This is a genomic window from Rhizobium sp. PEPV16, from assembly GCF_008919455.1.
Taxonomy (GTDB): Bacteria; Pseudomonadota; Alphaproteobacteria; order Rhizobiales; family Rhizobiaceae; genus Rhizobium; species Rhizobium leguminosarum_Q.
Genome location: NZ_VSZV01000313.1, coordinates 24,078 through 41,056 on the forward strand (window position 1 = coordinate 24,078; position 16,979 = coordinate 41,056).

At 61.2% G+C, this 16,979-nt stretch carries 20 protein-coding genes; 7 read left to right on the forward strand and 13 right to left on the reverse strand.

Going from position 1 to position 16,979, the window contains the following annotated elements:
- The first annotated feature begins 12 nt into the window (after positions 1–12).
- The 4 genes from FY112_RS18800 to FY112_RS18815 are packed head-to-tail and all read left to right on the forward strand — an operon-like array spanning position 13 to position 2,933.
- Entirely contained in the window at positions 13–858 is an 846-nt protein-coding gene (locus tag FY112_RS18800; protein WP_151519034.1) for a folate-binding protein YgfZ, read from the forward strand.
- The gene (locus FY112_RS18805; protein WP_131621932.1) at positions 855–1,463 is read left to right on the forward strand and encodes an HD family hydrolase; all 609 of its coding nucleotides are present in this window, start codon (positions 855–857) and stop codon (positions 1,461–1,463) included. The genes FY112_RS18800 and FY112_RS18805 overlap by 4 nt, the downstream gene beginning before the upstream one ends.
- Entirely contained in the window at positions 1,460–1,990 is a 531-nt protein-coding gene (locus FY112_RS18810) for a tyrosine phosphatase family protein (RefSeq protein WP_151519035.1), read from the forward strand. Before FY112_RS18805 ends, FY112_RS18810 begins: the two co-directional genes overlap by 4 nt.
- A gap of 58 nt (positions 1,991–2,048) precedes the next feature.
- Positions 2,049–2,933 (forward strand): mechanosensitive ion channel domain-containing protein, encoded by an 885-nt coding sequence (locus tag FY112_RS18815; protein ID WP_151519036.1) that lies wholly within the window; start codon positions 2,049–2,051, stop codon positions 2,931–2,933.
- A 108-nt stretch (positions 2,934–3,041) separates the two neighbouring features.
- Here FY112_RS18815 and FY112_RS18820 read toward each other — a convergent pair whose 3' ends face one another.
- Both FY112_RS18820 and FY112_RS18825 read right to left on the reverse strand, forming a co-directional pair.
- The gene (locus FY112_RS18820) at positions 3,042–3,557 is read right to left on the reverse strand and encodes a superoxide dismutase family protein (RefSeq protein WP_017959772.1); all 516 of its coding nucleotides are present in this window, start codon (positions 3,555–3,557) and stop codon (positions 3,042–3,044) included.
- Positions 3,558–3,688: 131 nt separating this feature from the next.
- The gene (locus tag FY112_RS18825; RefSeq protein ID WP_017959771.1) at positions 3,689–4,042 is read right to left on the reverse strand and encodes a hypothetical protein; all 354 of its coding nucleotides are present in this window, start codon (positions 4,040–4,042) and stop codon (positions 3,689–3,691) included.
- A gap of 433 nt (positions 4,043–4,475) precedes the next feature.
- Here FY112_RS18825 and FY112_RS18830 point away from each other — a divergent pair, with 433 nt between their 5' ends.
- From FY112_RS18830 to FY112_RS18840, 3 genes are all read left to right on the forward strand, one after another.
- Positions 4,476–6,374 (forward strand): EAL domain-containing protein, encoded by a 1,899-nt coding sequence (locus FY112_RS18830; protein WP_151519037.1) that lies wholly within the window; start codon positions 4,476–4,478, stop codon positions 6,372–6,374.
- A gap of 137 nt (positions 6,375–6,511) precedes the next feature.
- Positions 6,512–7,171 (forward strand): HD domain-containing protein, encoded by a 660-nt coding sequence (locus tag FY112_RS18835; protein WP_181018243.1) that lies wholly within the window; start codon positions 6,512–6,514, stop codon positions 7,169–7,171.
- Positions 7,172–7,180: 9 nt separating this feature from the next.
- Positions 7,181–8,038, forward strand: a complete 858-nt coding sequence (locus FY112_RS18840) for an MOSC domain-containing protein (RefSeq protein ID WP_017959768.1) — start codon at positions 7,181–7,183, stop codon at positions 8,036–8,038.
- Positions 8,039–8,105: 67 nt separating this feature from the next.
- Here FY112_RS18840 and FY112_RS18845 read toward each other — a convergent pair whose 3' ends face one another.
- From FY112_RS18845 to FY112_RS18895, 11 genes are all read right to left on the reverse strand, one after another.
- Positions 8,106–9,101, reverse strand: a complete 996-nt coding sequence (locus FY112_RS18845) for an aldo/keto reductase (RefSeq protein WP_131718923.1) — start codon at positions 9,099–9,101, stop codon at positions 8,106–8,108.
- A 102-nt stretch (positions 9,102–9,203) separates the two neighbouring features.
- Positions 9,204–9,974, reverse strand: a complete 771-nt coding sequence (recO, locus tag FY112_RS18850) for a DNA repair protein RecO (protein ID WP_017959766.1) — start codon at positions 9,972–9,974, stop codon at positions 9,204–9,206.
- Between the two features lie 119 nt (positions 9,975–10,093).
- Entirely contained in the window at positions 10,094–10,579 is a 486-nt protein-coding gene (locus tag FY112_RS18855; protein WP_017959765.1) for a response regulator, read from the reverse strand.
- A 149-nt stretch (positions 10,580–10,728) separates the two neighbouring features.
- Positions 10,729–11,481 (reverse strand): Crp/Fnr family transcriptional regulator, encoded by a 753-nt coding sequence (locus FY112_RS18860; protein WP_017959764.1) that lies wholly within the window; start codon positions 11,479–11,481, stop codon positions 10,729–10,731.
- A gap of 151 nt (positions 11,482–11,632) precedes the next feature.
- On the reverse strand, positions 11,633–12,574 hold the full coding sequence (gene era / locus FY112_RS18865; RefSeq protein ID WP_027665220.1) for a GTPase Era: 942 nt from the start codon (positions 12,572–12,574) through the stop codon (positions 11,633–11,635).
- 7 nt (positions 12,575–12,581) lie between these two features.
- Complete coding sequence (rnc, locus tag FY112_RS18870) at positions 12,582–13,301, reverse strand: ribonuclease III (RefSeq protein ID WP_011651202.1); 720 nt, start codon at positions 13,299–13,301, stop codon at positions 12,582–12,584.
- Positions 13,298–14,041 (reverse strand): signal peptidase I, encoded by a 744-nt coding sequence (lepB, locus tag FY112_RS18875; protein ID WP_151519038.1) that lies wholly within the window; start codon positions 14,039–14,041, stop codon positions 13,298–13,300. The genes rnc and lepB overlap by 4 nt, the downstream gene beginning before the upstream one ends.
- A gap of 271 nt (positions 14,042–14,312) precedes the next feature.
- Positions 14,313–14,717, reverse strand: a complete 405-nt coding sequence (gene acpS / locus FY112_RS18880) for a holo-ACP synthase (protein WP_131708430.1) — start codon at positions 14,715–14,717, stop codon at positions 14,313–14,315.
- Positions 14,718–14,755: 38 nt separating this feature from the next.
- Positions 14,756–15,346 carry a DUF2062 domain-containing protein gene (locus FY112_RS18885; protein WP_131708431.1) on the reverse strand — a complete coding sequence of 197 codons (591 nt, stop codon included), beginning with the start codon at positions 15,344–15,346 and terminating at the stop codon, positions 14,756–14,758.
- Between the two features lie 160 nt (positions 15,347–15,506).
- Positions 15,507–15,656, reverse strand: a complete 150-nt coding sequence (locus FY112_RS18890) for a DUF3563 family protein (RefSeq protein WP_003558084.1) — start codon at positions 15,654–15,656, stop codon at positions 15,507–15,509.
- Positions 15,657–15,840: 184 nt separating this feature from the next.
- Positions 15,841–16,979: RelA/SpoT AH/RIS domain-containing protein (locus tag FY112_RS18895; RefSeq protein ID WP_151519039.1), on the reverse strand; the 1,139-nt coding region annotated here is incomplete at its 5' end.

Sequence of the window (16,979 nt, forward strand, 5' to 3'; positions counted from 1 at the left end):
ACAGGTTCCGCCATGCCAGCCGTATTCCTGAAAGACCGCTCATTGCTCTTCGTCAGCGGCGCGGAAGCTCAATCCTTCCTGCAAAACCTGATCACCACCGATATCATCGCGCTCGGCGCCGACGAGGCGCGGCCCGGGGCATTGCTGACGCCGCAGGGCAAGATCCTGTTCGACTTCATGATCTGGCAGGACGGCGACGGTTACACGATCGAAACCGATGCCGGCCAGCGCGACGTGCTGCTGAAGCGGCTGACGATGTACAAGCTGCGCGCCGCCGTCACACTTGCGCAAAGCACCGAAGAGGGCGTTACCGTTTCTTGGGGCGAGGATGCCGAGGGCAGCCGGGGCGCCCGAGACAGCCGCTTCGCCAAGGCGGGCGTCGCGCTGAGACGTCGGGCTGGAAGACACGGCGATGGTGCAGAAGCGCTTTACGACGCGCTGCGCATCCGCCACGGCATCGTCACATCAGGATCTGACTTCGCCCTGCAGGACGCTTTCCCGCATGATGTGCTGATGGATTTCAACGGCGGCCTCTCCTTCAGGAAAGGCTGCTATGTCGGCCAGGAGGTCGTGTCGCGCATGCAGCATCGCGGCACTGCACGCCGGCGCGTCGTGACAGTGTCCGCCGCAACGGATCTGCCGGGAACCGGGACGGAGATTACCGTCGCCGGCAAGCCTGTGGGAACCCTCGGTTCGGTCGACGGCGGCAATGGACTTGCGATCGTGCGCATCGACCGCGCCGGCGCCGCAATGGCGGCAGGCACGCCTCTGCTGGCCGGCAACACGCCTGTTTCCCTCGTCCTGCCGGCATGGTCCGGTCTCGTCTTTCCCGCCAGCGCCGACGAGGCCAGCGCGTGACAACGACGAAAGCTCCGCGTGCCTGGCAACGCATGCTGTCCGGGCGCAGGCTCGACCTGCTCGACCCCTCGCCGCTCGACGTCGAACTCATCGACATCGCTCACGGGCTTGCGCGCGTGGCCCGCTGGAACGGCCAGACCTCCGGCGATCATGCTTTTTCGGTGGCCCAGCACTGTCTCGTCGTTGAGGATATCTTCCGTCGCTTCAACGACGCGCGGCCGCAGGAATGCCTGATGGCGCTGCTGCACGATGCACCCGAATATGTGATCGGCGACATGATTTCGCCGTTCAAATCGGTGGTCGGCGGCGGCTACAAGACGGTGGAAAAGCGGCTGGAGGCCGCCGTGCACCTGCGCTTCGGCCTGCCGCCGCATCCCTCGCGCGATCTCAAGGACCGGATCAAGAAGGCCGACACGATCGCCGCTTATTTCGAGGCGACCGTGCTTGCCGGTTTCACACCCGCCGAGGCACAGAAATTCTTCGGCCAGCCACGCGGAATCAGCAAGGACATGCTGATGATCGAGCCCCTGCCGGCGGTCGAAGCGCAGCGGTTGTTTTGCGAGCGCTTCGCGGCGATCGAGGTCGAGCGGGAGATGGTATCGTGACCTTCATCGTCGTCTCGCCGCTATCGCGCATTGCGGAAATGGCGGTGCGCCACAAGGCGCGCGACATGATCAGCCTGATCGCCAAGGAGCAGGCTTTTCACCGGCCGGGCGTGATCGCGACCGAGCGTCATCTGACGCTTGCCATGAACGATATCGTCTTCAAGGGCACCGGCGATCTCGTTGCGCCTGAAGAGACGCATGTGCGAGGGATTATCGAGTTTGCCGCTTCGTGGCGGCAGGAAACGCCACTGCTCATCCATTGCTGGATGGGCGTGTCGCGATCGCCGGCCGCAGCCCTGATCGCCGCGCTTTCGCTCGCACCGGATCAGAGCGAGGAAATGCTGGCCCGCCGGCTGCGCGCCGCCTCACCTTTCGCGACGCCGAATGCCCGGCTGATCGAGATCGGCGACGCCCTGCTTAGCCGCGGCGGCCGGCTGGTTGCGGCGGTCCGGGCCATCGGACGCGGTGCCGATGCCGACGGAAATGCGCCCTTCGTGCTTGCGATCCGAGACGCCGCCTGCGGTTGACGCTGCCGCCGGCCGCTCCATCTAGGCCCCGACCACGAACAATCGACAGAGCCTGATCATGGAACAACAAGCAGCCGACGTCTTCCTCGCCACCCGCACGGCACTCAGCCAAGCAAGCGCGCTCGCAGTCCAATATTCCTTCTCAATCCTGGGGGCGTTAATCCTGCTGGTCATCGGCTGGACGCTCGCCGGCTTCGTCAGCCGCTGGGCTTATGAGGGCTTGTCGCGCATCCACGGCATCGACGAGACGTTGGCACGCTTCTTCACCAATGTCGTGCGCTATGCGCTGCTGATCCTGGTGTTCATCACCGTGCTCGGCCAATTCGGCGTTCAGACCGCCTCGATCATCGCGGCGCTCGGCGCAGCCGGCCTGGCGATCGGGCTGGCGCTGCAAGGGACGCTGCAGAATATCGCGGCCGGTATCATGTTGCTGATCCTCAGACCGTTCCGCGTTGGCGAATATATCGAGACCAGCAGCGTGGCCGGTACGGTGCGCGAAATCGGACTGTTTGCGACCGAACTCAGGACTGGCGACGGGCTCTACCGGTTAGCACCGAATTCGACGCTCTGGAACACGCCGATTACCAATTTCAGCCGCGAGCCCACGCGGCGGGAAGAGCTGAAAATCAGCGTCGCCCATGAGGATGACATCGATCTGGCGATGGAGAGGCTGATGGGCCTAGCCAGAGCCGATTCCAGAGTGCTGACGTCACCGGCACCGAGTGTCTTCATCGACAGCCTCGGCGACGGCGCGATGTCCGTAACGCTGCGCTATTGGGCAAAGACCGGCGATTGGTGGCTGGTCAGCCGTGACATGGTAAAGCGCGTGAAACTCGCCTTCGACAAGAAACCGGTCGCTGATGCGGATGCTTCAGATGCCGCGCCACAAAAAAAGTCCAACGGCAAGGCAACCGCCGAAAAGCCGACGCAGACGCGACAGTAAGACATTGCGGCGCCGCGGATCTTTTAAGACCAGCGGCGCTGTGCACAGGCTGAATTACTGCATGGCTTTGTCCCTCAATCGATCCCGATTTTAGGACTTGTGCCGTAGCTATTGAACGACGCCGCAGGAGAGTCTTTCCCCGGCATCCCCCGAAGGCTGGCTCCGATAATCATCCGAATTGGCATGCACCATCAATGCGCGGCCGCGAATGCCGTCGGTCTTGCCGTCGAGTGTCACCATGGTATTGAAGATCTGCGCCCGCAGCACGCCGTCCTGCCCGACATATTGATTGGGCATATCGCCGGCGTGCGGACCCTTAGCGGCAAGAATGCCATGCTCCGCCTTCCCGGGATTGAAATGACCGCCCGCCGATTCGTGATGGGTCGCGGCGTCGCAGCGGCCGGTCTCATGCACATGGAAGGCCACCCATTTGTTCGCCGGCAGTCCCGATATCTCGACTTCGATCAGGACGCCGCCATTGGCGGCAGCCGTCAGCTGCGCGCGACCGTCTTCCTTGCCGTCCTTGCCGACGAAATTGGCGACCGCCGTCTGCTTGTCCTGAGCGCCCGCCGGCAATGCAACCGCAAGCAGGCTCAGGGCGGCGATATTGCGCATGGCTTTCATGGAGATCTCCTTCCGTCCGGTTGTCCTTCTGAACGTGTCAGGCCGGAAGGTGTTCCTGATTAGAGACCATCGAACGAGAAAAGCCGGCCAAACGGCCGGCTTGGAGATCGCCCGAATTGAGACGCCGGTCGTCAGGCGACAGCGTTGAAGTCGAACTGGCCGTAAGTGTTGCGGTAGAGATCGTCGGGCTGATCGCCGGTCGCCGGCGCGGTCTGCTGCAACGGATAAGAAACGGCGATGCTGCTTAGCGTACCGCTGTTGCGCGTGTCCATCATCAGGGCAATCAGGCTGCCGGAAAATTTCGGCTGCGTGTCGCTGGTCGTGTCATCTTCCGAGAGTTCCTTGATGATGCCGGGCTTCTCATCGGCGGCACGTTCGCCGCGGCTGAGGACGCCATCGCCATTGGCATCGAGACGCGAAAGCGTCGCCAGATATGCATATGAGCTGTCTGAAACGGATGTGGTGCTGGTCATACAAACCTCCATTCACCGCCTTTTGCCGGTGGTGTTTGTACGCAATACGAACGTGGAAAATCAGTGCTGACTCGGTGGTTAAACTGATTTGCGCAGTGCGTCAATAAGTTGTTAACTTCTCATTAACGATGATTGACAAAAGTTAACGGAACGCCGCGAAGGCGCCTGCCGCCTGCGCCAGCCGGCCGATTTCCCCCAAATTTCAGCGATTTTTTACATAGAGACAATTGTCTGACCAAGTGCCCGTCGCTGTTGCACTGCAACCGAATATTAATTCGACCCATAGAAAATGGGCGTCACGCATTGCCACCAGACAGTCCGGCTATAAAAAGCAATTCTGTGTTCATTTGAGAAAGGTTTTCATGTCCGGCGTAATGATGCACGTACGTCAATCGAAGGCACCTTCCCCCGAGGCCGGGGCAGCGGCTGCGCAAGACGCATCCACATGAAAGCTGAAGCGCTTTTCTGGCAGCAATGCACTCAGGCCATTACGGACGATGGATCGATCGATGCGCAGCGTCTGATGGATCTCGTGATCGCGACCTATCGCGTCCATGAAAGCAACTATGACGAAATCGAGAGAAGCCTGGAAACGCTGCTGAGGGAAAACCATGTGCTGAGAGGCAATATGTCAGCGCTCAGCCAGGCATTCGACGGACAGAAAAAACTCTTCGAAATCATTCTCAACAACCTGCCGCTCGGTCTCAGCGTCTTCGACGCCGACCAGCGGCTGACGCTTTCCAACACCCGTTTCCGTCAGCTCTTCGGCCTGACGCAAGAAGATCTCACTGCCGGCGCGACAATCGCCGATCTCACGGCCAAAATGCGTGGTACGGAGAGCACCAAACCCGGCCGGCGGACCGAGCGACATTCCGCTGCAACAGCAAGAAGCAGTAGTCTCCGTCGGCGCGAATGGTTGATGGATGATGGTCGCATCATCCAGAGCATGGTGACTATCCTTTCCGACGGCAGCAACATTTCCATACATGCCGATATCACCGAGGATCGAAGGGCGGCCGAGCGCATCACCTATCTCGCCCACCACGACCCGCTGACCGGCCTTCCGAACCGCATCCACTTTCGCGAACAGGTCGATGCGACGCTTACGGAACGCAAGTCGGATGAGCAGATCGCCCTCGTTCACCTCAATCTCGACCGGTTCAAATCGATCAACAACACGATGGGCGTTTCGGCCGGCGACAAGATCCTGCAGCAGGTCGCGGAGCGCGTCCGAGCCTCGGCCGGTTCGGAAAACACCCTGGCGCGCCTCGGCTCGGACGAATTCGCCATCCTCCAGACGGGCAAGCAGCAGCCGTGGAACGTAACAGCGCTTGCCGAGCAGATCCGCCGGGAGCTTTCCGAGCCATTCTTCCACGGCGAGAAACAGGTGGAGCTCAGCGTCTCCATGGGCATCGCAATCGCCCCTGAGGATGGCGAGGAAACCGATATCCTGCTGAAAAATGCCGGCGTGGCGCTGTCGCATGCCAAGGCGGACGGCCGCAAACGCGAGCGCTTCTTCGCCAGTGAGATGGAAGCGCAGATGCAGTTGCGCCACGCGCTGGAGGCGGACCTCAAAACAGCCGTTGAGAACGAGGAGTTCGAGCTGCATTACCAGCCGCTTTATGACCTCTCGCAGCGGCGCATCTGCGGCTTCGAAGCTCTGATCCGCTGGAACCACCCGGTTCGAGGCCGCGTTCCGCCGATGGATTTCATTCCGCTTGCCGAAGAGGTCGGCCTCGTCGTCGATATCGGCCGTTGGGTTTTGCGCCGGGCCTGCAACGATGCAGCGCAATGGCCCGAAGGCATCAAGATCGCCGTCAACGTTTCGGCAATCCAGTTCAGCAGCAGCGACCTGACGCGCGATGTCAGCGAGGCGCTTGCCGCCGCGGCGCTGTCGCCGTCGCGGCTCGAACTCGAAATCACCGAGAGCGTGCTGATGGAAAATCTGAGCGAAGTTCTGCCGATCCTGCATGCGCTGAAGGAGCGCGGCATCCGCATCTCGATGGACGATTTCGGAACCGGCTATTCCTCACTGAGCTACCTCTCGAGCTTTCCCTTCGACAAGATCAAGATCGACAAATCCTTCGTCAACGACATCGTCGACAACAAGGAAGCGCATGCGATCATGCACGCGATCATCCTGCTCGGCGATGCGCTCGGCATGCGCGTCACCGTCGAGGGTGTCGAGACGGCCGCGCAGCTGGCGCTGCTCGAGTGCGAGGAATGCGACGAGATCCAGGGTTATCACATCAGCCCGCCGAGACCGGCGCGTGACGTGCCCCATCTTCTCTCCCCGCCGCCGAAGAGCGGTGGCGTGACGCGTCTCCCCAAAGCCAAGCACTGAGATCCCCGTCGATTGCGACTCGCACGGCAAGCCGCTACAAAATCGGCTGCGGTTCCTGAGATCGTCGTTGTCGCATTCTCTTACCCGTCCGCATCCACTTCCGCGCCGATGCTCATCGGCGGAAAACGATCTTCCTCATGACAGGTGGCGCTATGTTCGCGGCTGAAGCCTTCTCCCCACACGAAACGCTTGCCGCGGCGCTGATTGCGCATGCGGCCGACGGCGACGACGGCTCGCACGACCTTGCCCATATCCGGCGCGTTTTCAGGAATGCCATGCGCATCCATGCGGGAGAAGGCGGCGACGGGCGGGTTCTTGTTGCTTCCGTGCTGCTGCACGACTGCGTCGCCGTCGAGAAGAATTCGCCGCAGCGGGCAAAAGCATCGGCTTTGGCGGCCGAGAAGGCATCGGCGATCCTGGCGGAACTTGGCTGGAGCGGCGCGGATATCGAGGCCGCGGCCCACGCAATCACCGCGCATAGTTTCTCGGCCGGGGTGGCGCCGCAGACGCTGGAGGCGAAGATCCTGCAGGATGCCGACCGGCTGGACGCGATCGGCATGATCGGCGTCGCCCGCTGCTTCTATATCGCCGGGCGACTGGGATCCGGGCTCTACGATCCGTTCGACCCGGCAGCGGCAGACCGCCCGCTCGATGACAAGCGTTATGCCATTGACCATTTCCAGACGAAGCTGTTCAAACTGGCGGAAGGATTCCAGACCGAGACCGGCCGCAGGCTGGCGGCCGCGCGTGACAAGAGCTTGCGCGATTTTCTCTCGGAATTCATGGACGAAATCTAGGAGAACTGCATGCTTGTCAGCGACCTCTTCATCTATCCGCTCAAGAGCGCCCGTGGCATTGCGCTGCCCGCCGCCGACATCGACGCCTATGGGCTTCCAGGCGACCGGCGGGCGATGATCACCGATGCGCAGGGGCACTTCATCACCCAGCGCGAGTTGCCCGACCTCGCACGCATCGAGGTACGACCGGAAGCGAGTGCCTTTCGGCTGCTGATGCAGGGGAAAACGGACATATCGGTACCACCGCCTCAGCCTGAAGCCCGCATGGATGTGATCGTGTGGAAATCTGCCGTCAACGCGGCCGTCGCCGATCCGGAGAGCAACCGGCAGCTCTCGGAATGGCTTGGCCGCGAGGTGCGCCTGGTCTTCTTCGACGGGCAGGCACGGCGGACGGCGAATGCCGAATGGGCCGGCGAAGCCACGCCCGTCACCTTTACCGACGGCTACCAGATCCTGGTGACGACGACCGGCTCGCTGAAAGCGTTGAATGCCGATCTCGCCGCCCATGGCGAAGGCAGTGTCGGCATGGAACGCTTCCGTCCGAACATCGTCATCGATACCGACGAAGCCTGGGCGGAGGACCGCTGGGCGGCGATCGAGATCGTCGGCATCCGCTTCGATCTCGTCAAACCCTGCTCCCGCTGCATCATGACGACGCAGGACCAGTTGACCGGGTCCCGCGAGGGACCAAACCCGATGCCGGCCATGGGCCGCATCCGTATGTCGGCCGATCGGCGCGTGCCAGGCCCGCTCTTCGGTTGGAACGTCACGCCGCGCGGCAGCGGCAGGGTCACGATCGGTGACACCGTCCGCATCGTTGAAGAGAGGCCAGAAGGCTGGGCGCTCAAGCGTCGCGCCGCAGCATAAAGCAATTCCAGGAAAAGCGCGAAGCGGTTCTCCGTCCGGAATTGCGTGAAAACAAAGAGTTAGAGCGTCACACGCGTGCGAGTGCGGTATCGATGCCTGCCATGACATCGGCCGGCAGTGGTCCCTTCTCCAGAGCGCCGGCATTTTCCTCTACCTGGGCGACGGTGCGGAACCCCGGAATGGGAAGGGTGCGCGGCGAGCGTGCCCAGAGCCAGGCAAGCGCGCCCTGCGTCAGTGTGCGGCCGCCTGACGTCAGGAGATCGCGGACGGCATCGAGCCTTGCGGCGAATTCCGGGGCCATGCGCCCATCCTTGAAATAGACCATCCAGTCAAGGGCCGCCCCACGGACATCCTTGGCGCCCACCGCCTTGTCGGCGGTGAACTTGCCGGTCAGCAGTCCCATCGCCAGCGGACCGCGATTGATGGAGATCAGACCCTTCCCCTCGATCACCGAGATCATCTCCGGCACCGGTTCGAAAACGTTCATCGTATGCTGGATCGAGACGTAGCCCTGGCGGCCGACATGACGGGCGGCACGATCGGGAAAATCGGTGCTCCAGCCGAACGCATCGATCTTGCCTTCGGCGCGCAGCGCCTCCAGCGTATCGAAGACGGCATCCGACTGTTCAAGCGGAAAATCATTGAGGTGGAACTGCAGGAGATCGAGGCTATCGCGCTTGAGGCGGCGCAGCGAGGTCTCGACCGAACGGCGGATGAAGGCCTCATCGGCGAAGGCGCCGGTTGCCTGCTTGGTTTCCGGGTCGGTGGCGAAGCCGAACTTGGTGGCGATGACAATATCGTCGCGATTGCCGATCGCCCGGCCGAGCACCTCCTCCGAGCGGCCGGCGCCGTAGTTCGAGGCCGTGTCGAAGAAGCGGATGCCGAGTTCGATGGCACGGTGGATCGCTTCCACGGATTCATCGTCGTCGACATCGCCCCAGCCGAGCGGCGTGTCGCCGGCGAAGAAGGGACCGCCGATCGCCCAGCATCCCATACCGAGGCGCGGAATTTCGCGGCCATTCCAGAGCGTGATCGTCGTCGGTGATGCGGTCTTAGTCAGCATGAGGTCCTCCTTGATTGGCAATCCTGTGAAGACATAGGAAGCGCTCATAGGCAGGTAAACCGCCAAATCCGGAGGATGTTTTGCACCCGTAAAAAACGGAGGTCAGGCGGAAATACCATTCGGACCTGAAAGCGTCCGCACGGCTGGATTGAGCGCCTTGAGTGCCGCCTGAACGAAGCCGTCGCGGGCTGCTACGGCTTCGATGCCGCGCGGCTCGTAGACATGGCGATGCAGAAAGAACCCTGTCAGACGGAATGCGGCTGAAAGACTATCGAAGTCGGCCGCATGATTGCCCTCGATACTGAGGAACGGCGGCAGGAGCAGCATCTTGTCCGCCCAGGGGGCACCAGCGGCGCGGCTGACGGCGCGGCCGGATTTCGGCGAGACATAGGCGAGATCGGAACGGGCGCCGGTCGCGGCGCATTCGGCAAGATCGAGGCCGAAGCCGAGGTCATTCAGCACCGCAAGCTCGAAACGCACAAAGAGTTCGCCGGCATCGGCCGGGTTGTGCAGGTGATCGAGGATGACCTCCAGCGCATCGAAGAGATGCGGATGCGGGTCACGCTCCGGCAGCAGCCGCAGCAGCGCACCCATCGCCTGGACACCGTAGACGGCGGTTGCCGTTTCCATCAACCGGGCAGCGCGCAGCGTCACCGGCTCGACGCGGAATTCGCCCAGATGCTCGTCAAGCCGGGCTCGCCAGATAACCTCCACTGCATTGCCCGCCTGCAGCACCGGCTGCATGGCGCGCGAGCGGCCGGAGCGCACCAGGCCGAGATGGCGGCCGCGATCACGCGTCATCACCTCGGCGATGACGCTCGTCTCGCCGTGGCGCTTGACGCCCAGGATGATCGCATGGTCCTGCCACTGCATTGAAAGAAGTCCTTACGGCTGACGAATCATCCTACTGCATAATTCAACGCGTTACAGCGTCCTTTGCGCGTCTGAAAGACACGCTGCAATGCAAGGCCCGGCTTCCGTCGGGGACCGCATCAGGCGACAGCCGGGAAAAGCCTCTGCAGGAATTCCCGCATCGCCATTTCGTCGAAAGGCTTCACCAGAAGTGGTATGTGCTGCAGGTCGGGCGGGAAATCGCCGGTATCGGAATAGCCGCTGACGAAGCCGAACGGGATGCCGATATCGAGAAGATGGCGGGCAAAACCGAAGCTCATGCCCTCGCCGAGATTGACGTCGAGAAGAGCGAAATCATATTTCTCCGCAGCAATGGCGGCCCTTGCCTGCTCGACGCTGCCGACGATATCGATGCTCTCGACGCCGGCCAGGCGAAGAATATCCTCCGCCTCCATCGCGATGATCAAACTGTCTTCAAGAACCAGAACACGGATTGCGCTCATGATTCGATGCCCCTCGTCGGGCGCCTGTCGCAGCGCCCCGGCCGTTTCGCCAACATCATTGCCCTCCGGTGCCCCGCATGGCACGCTATCGGTGAATTCCGCCACCTTTTCTGAATAAACCATTTTTCTGCCCGGTCGATAAGAATCAAAATCGGAGGAAGATGACAGCCGACTTTATTTTCCTTGCTGCTAATCTGCATTTAAAAAAGACATAACCAGGCTGCTTGACCAAAGCATGTCGCGCAAAACAAAGACCTAAGACGCGACGCGCTTTAGATGAACGGGCGTTTGCCCTCTCCCAGCCCTTCCCAGCCGGCGATCGCCATTAATTCCTCGCCGTTCAGCACCTCGCAGCCGCGCTCCTGCCAGCGGATCAACCCTCGTTCGCTGAGCTTTTTCAAAGTTTTATTGGTGTGAACGATGGAAAGACCGAGCGTGTCGGCGATGTGCTGCTGGGTGATGGGAATGAATTTGCGGCCGTTGAAGATATTGAGCTTCCGGCCACGCTCAAACAGGAAGGCGATCAGGTAGGCTGCTCTTTCCAGCGCCGTGCGGCGGCCGATGCTCAAGAGATGCTCATCCAGGATGCGCTCCTCGCGCGCGGCGATCCAGGTGATGTCGAAGGCCAGCGAGGCGTGCTTGTTGTACAGCGTCATCAGCCTGTCACGCTCGAAGACACAAAGGGACACGGGCGAAAGCGCTTCGACGGAATGCTGCATCTCGCCGGCGATCGTTCCCTGCAGGCCGACCAGGTCGCCCGGCATAATATAGTTCAGAATCTGGCGGCGTCCGTCCTCCAGCATCTTGTAGCGGAAGCCCCAGCCGGCGAGCACGGTGAAGAGGTGAGCGCTATGTGCGCCCTCGACGAGGATGGTGGAGCCGGCATCGACGGCAAGTTCACCCCTCTTGAAGCTCGAGACGAACTCCAACTCATCACGGCTGAACTCCCTGAAATGCGGCAGAGGCCGCAAGGGACATTGGTCGCAAGGGGTCTTGAAAGAATTGATGGGTCTCGACGTCGCCATACTTGCCCTTGCCGTCGCAAAAATCGGCGCGCCAACATTGGCGCGCCGTTCGTCAAGGAATGCGCAAGGCACGGATTTGTTCCATGAGCGAGGCGAATTTTTTATGCGGAAACAAAGGGCTGGCGCCAACCCGACGAAATCCTGGCCATGCTTATTTCGGGAAATCGAGACCCATTTCGCGGAACCGCTCGGGATCATCACCCCAATTCTCGCGAACCTTGACGAACAGGAAGAGATGGACCGGCTGTTCGAGGATCTGCGACAATTCCTTGCGGGACGCAGTCGAGATCGCCTTGATGGTTTCACCACCCTTGCCGAGCGCGATCTTCTTCTGGCTGTCGCGCTCGAGATAGATCACCTGCTCGATCCGCACCGAGCCGTCCTTGCGCTCTTCCCACGTCTCCGTCTCGACATGCGAGGCATAGGGAAGCTCCTGGTGCAGGCGCAGAAACAGCTTCTCGCGGGTGATCTCGGCAGCGAGTTGGCGCATCGGCAGATCGGAGATCTGGTCTTCCGGATAGTACCACGGCCCCTCCGGGAGCGTTTTCGCCAGATAGTCCATGAGGTCGTCGCAGCCGGAGCCGTTTTCGGCGGAGATCATGAAGGTGCGATCGAAAGCGATCTTCTCGTTGGCGGCAGCGGCCAGCGCCAGCAGATCCTCGCGGTTGACGCGGTCGATCTTGTTGAGCAGCAGGATCTTCGGCTGCCGGACTTCCTTGAGGCCTTCGAGGATGGCTTCGGCATCGCCGCGCAGGCCGCGCTCGCTGTCGATCAGCAGCACGATCAGATCGGCATCCCTCGCACCGCCCCAGGCCGAGGTCACCATGGCGCGGTCAAGCCGGCGGCGCGGCTTGAAGATACCAGGCGTATCCATGAAGACGATCTGGGCATTGTCGTGGATCGCGATGCCGCGGACGATAGCCCGTGTCGTCTGCACCTTATGGCTGACGATCGAGACCTTGGCGCCGACGAGGCGGTTGACCAGCGTCGACTTGCCGGCATTGGTCGGCCCGATCAGCGCGACGAAGCCCGAATGCGTCGGACCATTGGTTTCTGCGGCAGCTTCGGCCGCGATATCTTCTTCTTGTGTCATTGTCCCGTCAGTTTCCGGCAGGCGATTGCTGCCAAATGCCTTCGCGCTCGAGCATCTTCGTTGCCGCCACCTGTTCGGCGGCACGCTTCGACCGCTCTACGCCGGTTTCGGGCTTAATGCCAGCAACTTCCACCGTCACCTTGAAGCGGGGATCATGATCCGGTCCGCTGCGTTCATCAACCCGGTAGATCGGCGTGACACCAAATTTCGCGTGCGACCATTCCTGCAGCTCGGTCTTGGCGTCGCGCTTGGCGCCATCGGCCCGCACCGCCCTGCCCTGCCAGTAACGCAGAATGAACCGGCGGGCGACTTCAAGGCCGCCGTCGAGATAGATCGCGGCGATCAGGCTTTCGACGACATCGGCGCGCACATTCATCATGCGCTTGCCGGTCAGTTTTTTCACATCGGCGCCGGTGCGGATATAAAGGTGAAGATTGAGTTCGTCGGCGACCGCAGCACAGGTTTCGGCGCTGACGAGCTGGTTGAGGCGAACCGAGAGCTCGCCTTCTCCTGCCGTGCCGAAGGTGCGGAACAGAAGCTCGGCGATGCAGAGCCCGAGGACCCTGTCGCCGAGGAATTCCAGCCGTTCGTAATTGCCGCCCTTTTCGGTGCGGGCGCTGGCATGGGTCAGCGCGCGATCCAGGCGTTCCTTTTCAGCGAAGTCATGACCGATCAGGCCTTCAAGCTTTGCGCGGTCCGCCGCAGAAAGCGTCTGCGCCTTACTCATTCAACAACCTTGAAGAGGCGGTCCCAACGCATGTTCGTCGGCCACTTCCAGATCTCGCGGAAGGAGGTGTCGTTGCCGAGAGAGAAGAAGATGACGCTGGCACGGCCGACAAGATTTTCGGCAGGCACGAAGCCGACGTCGAAGCGGCTGTCGAGCGAGTTGTCGCGATTATCGCCCATCATGAAATAATGGCCTTCCGGCACGATGAATTCGCGGGTGTTATCACCACGCGACACCGGAGACTGATCGAGCGTGTCGTAGGACTTGCCGTCGTCGAGCGTTTCGCGGAACACCGGCACGTCCTCGCCCGGGTCGAGCTTGTAATCCGAAGTGAACGCACCGTCCGCCACCTTCGGAACCGGCTCGCCGTTGACGTAGAGCACGCCGTCGGTAACCTGGATACGGTCGCCCGGCAGGCCGATGCAGCGCTTGATGTAATCGATGTCGGGGTTCGGCGGGAAACGGAAGACGACAATGTCGCCACGCTTCGGATCGGCGCCGAACAGGCGGCCGCTGAAAACATCAGGCGAGAAAGGCAGCGAATATTTCGAATAGCCGTAAGCGAACTTGTTGACGAAGATGTAGTCGCCGACAAGCAGGGTCGGCATCATCGAACCAGACGGAATGGTAAAGGGCTGGAACAGCACCGTTCGGATCACCATCGCCAAAATCAGCGCCTGGATGATAACTTTGATATTTTCCCAGAGGGCGTTCGGCTTGGCTTCGACTTTTTCGGACACGCAGTCTTATTCCTTCAAGACGCCGCGGCGGCGCAATTCTTTCTGTCGTTCTCTCTAGAGCATGATGCCGAAAAGTGTGAGCGGTTTTCGGACGACATCATGCTCTAATTCTTTAATCTAGAACAGGATTCAGATTTTAGGCCGGTCGGCCTGAAATCATCCTGTTCTACCGGCTTCGGCCGGTTGCGGCAATGGCGACAACATCAAAAGCGACGAGAGGTCGCGATCAACGCTTCCGAGGTCGCGATCAACAGCTCCCGAGGTCGCGCGATCAGAGGCTCAAGGGCAACGCCTCGATAATGACGAAAGCCTGCGCCAAGGGATAATCATCCGTTATTGTCAAATGAATGGCGGGCCTGTGGCCCGCGGGCAGCAGCGATTCGAGGATCAGGGCGGCGCCGCCCGATAAAAGCATGGTGGGCTTGCCGCTCGGCAGGTTGACGACGCCCATGTCCTTCCAGAAGACGCCCTGCGCCATGCCTGTGCCGAGCGCCTTGGAACAGGCCTCCTTGGCGGCAAAACGCTTGGCATAGGATGCGGCACGGTTTGCCCGCTTATCGGAACGCGCGCGCTCGATCTCGGTGAAGCAGCGATGGGTGAAGCGCTCGCCGAAGCGCTCGATGGATTTCTCGACACGGCGAATGTCGATCAAATCACTGCCAATGCCGATGATCATGCCGGCCCCTTCCGTCGCTTAAGAATTCTTGATCGGGTTCATACGTTCGGCATGTCGCCGGCTGAAACGGCAAGACGCAGGCGCGCCCGCTCCATCAGCCGTATATGGCGGCGCATCTGAAAACCCTTCACGGTGTAGAATGTCAGCGCATAGAGCGCAACGGAGGTGACGATCGCCGGCGGGATAGCGCCGATCAGCATCGGCTCCAGCACCGGCTTCCATAATTCGGTGAAGTTCAGCTTGTGGAAAAGGGCGGCGAGATCCACCGTCTGACCGGCCAACTGATCCTCGCGGCTCAACAGCAGATGCCCGATTTCCCAGGTGATGCCCCAGATGAAGGGATAGGTCAGCGGATTGCCGAAGGCGGCGCAGCCGAGGGCGGCGGCCACCATGCTGCCGGAGAGGAAATAGGTGATGACGAAAGCCATGACGAAATGCACGCCGATGAACGGCGTCCACGAGACGAAGACACCCGCAGCGACGCCGGCGGCAACCGCATGCGGCGAAGCGCTCAGGCGCAGGACGCGCATTGTCAGGTAACGGATCGGGCGAAGGAAACCTTTGCGAGGCCATAAAAGCTCCCGCATCTTTTCCTTGAATCCCGCAGGCTTGCGACGGCGAAACAACATGGCCGGTATTTAGTGCAGCGCACACCACCATGACAAGAGCGGCAAATGATACCGCTCGAAAAACCGCCCCTCAGTTCTCGCTGCGAAGAGGAGCTCCTTCATGCCGAGGGGCGTCCGTTATGCATAACGTCCCTCACTCGCCTCAAGTATAAGCCCAGTATCAACGGTTGCGGAACAGACCGCGGTCGACCTGGCGCTGACGAAACTCGAGATCGATACGATCGAGCGAGCCATTCAAATATGCCATTTCACGTTCCTGCGTGGTCGGAGCGCGAAAGGCGCGAGCGAATTTCTTGATAGGGTCAAACATTATCTTGTCTCATCTTCTGTTTACGTTTCGATGACCAGAAGATAGGCCCGACAAAGGTTAATTACCACCGCCGCAATATGGAGACAGCCATGCGCTTATCGCATCGCTTGTCCCTTTGATGCGCTTCTCCGATTATAAAATGTGCAATTTTTCGGCCAACCCTCTGGGGCGGCTTAACAAAAGCTTACTCGTAGAGGCGCCGGACCGTGGCGATGCAATCCAGCTCCTTCATCTGGGCGAGCAGCTGGTTGAGCTGACGCAGGTCCCAAACCTCGACCTCGAGCATCATTTCGGTGAAATCGGCCGCGACCCGCACCGTGTTCAGCAAGCGGATATTGACGTCGAGGCCTGCGACCGTCTGGGCGACCTTGGCAAGCGTGCCGGGCTCATTCAACCCATTCACCATGATGCGCGCCATGAAACGCGACTTGTTGGCTTCGTCGAGGTCCCAGCGCACGTCGATCCAGCGGTCGGGCTGATCGTCGAAGCGCTGCAGGCTCGGCGACTGGATCGGATAGATGGTGATGCCCTTGCCCTGATCCATGATACCGACGATGCGATCGCCGGGCACGGCGCCGGTCGGCGCGAACTTGACGTCGACATTGCCGGACAGGCCGCGGATCGGCCCGATATCGGCATCGGCGTCGATTTCCGAATGGCCGCCGTCGTGCCCTGTCTTGGTCTTGCCGGGGATCTTGAAGATCATGCCGGCGGCGCTGCGAACGTTGAACCAGCCGTCATCACCGGAGGGCTTCACTGTGACGCGCTCATCTTGATGATCGGGATAGACGGCGCGCAACACGTCAAGCGAGGACATCTCGCCGCGGCCGACGGCGGCGATCGCATCCTCGACATCCTTCTGGCCGAGACGGTGCAGCGCCGGCTTCATCGCCTCGCGCGAGAAGATCTTGCCGGCCCTGTTGAAGGTGCGCTCGAGAATGCGGTGGCCGAGGCCGGCATATTGCTTGCGGATCGCCATGCGGGTGGCTCGGCGGATGGCGGCGCGCGCCTTGCCGGTCACGACGATCTCCTCCCAGGCGGCGGGCGGAACCTGCACGCCGGAGCGGATGATCTCGACCTCGTCGCCATTTGCAAGCCGCGTCACCAGCGGCATGATGCGGCCGTTGATCTTGGCGCCCACCGTGGTGTCGCCGATATTGGTGTGTACCGCATAGGCGAAATCGATCGGGGTGGCGCCGCGCGGCAGGGCAATCAACTTGCCCTTCGGCGTGAAGCAGAAGACCTGATCCTGGAACAGCTCGAGCTTGGTGTGTTCGAGGAACTCTTCCGGGCTGTCGCCTTCGGCGAGCGCCTCGATCGTAT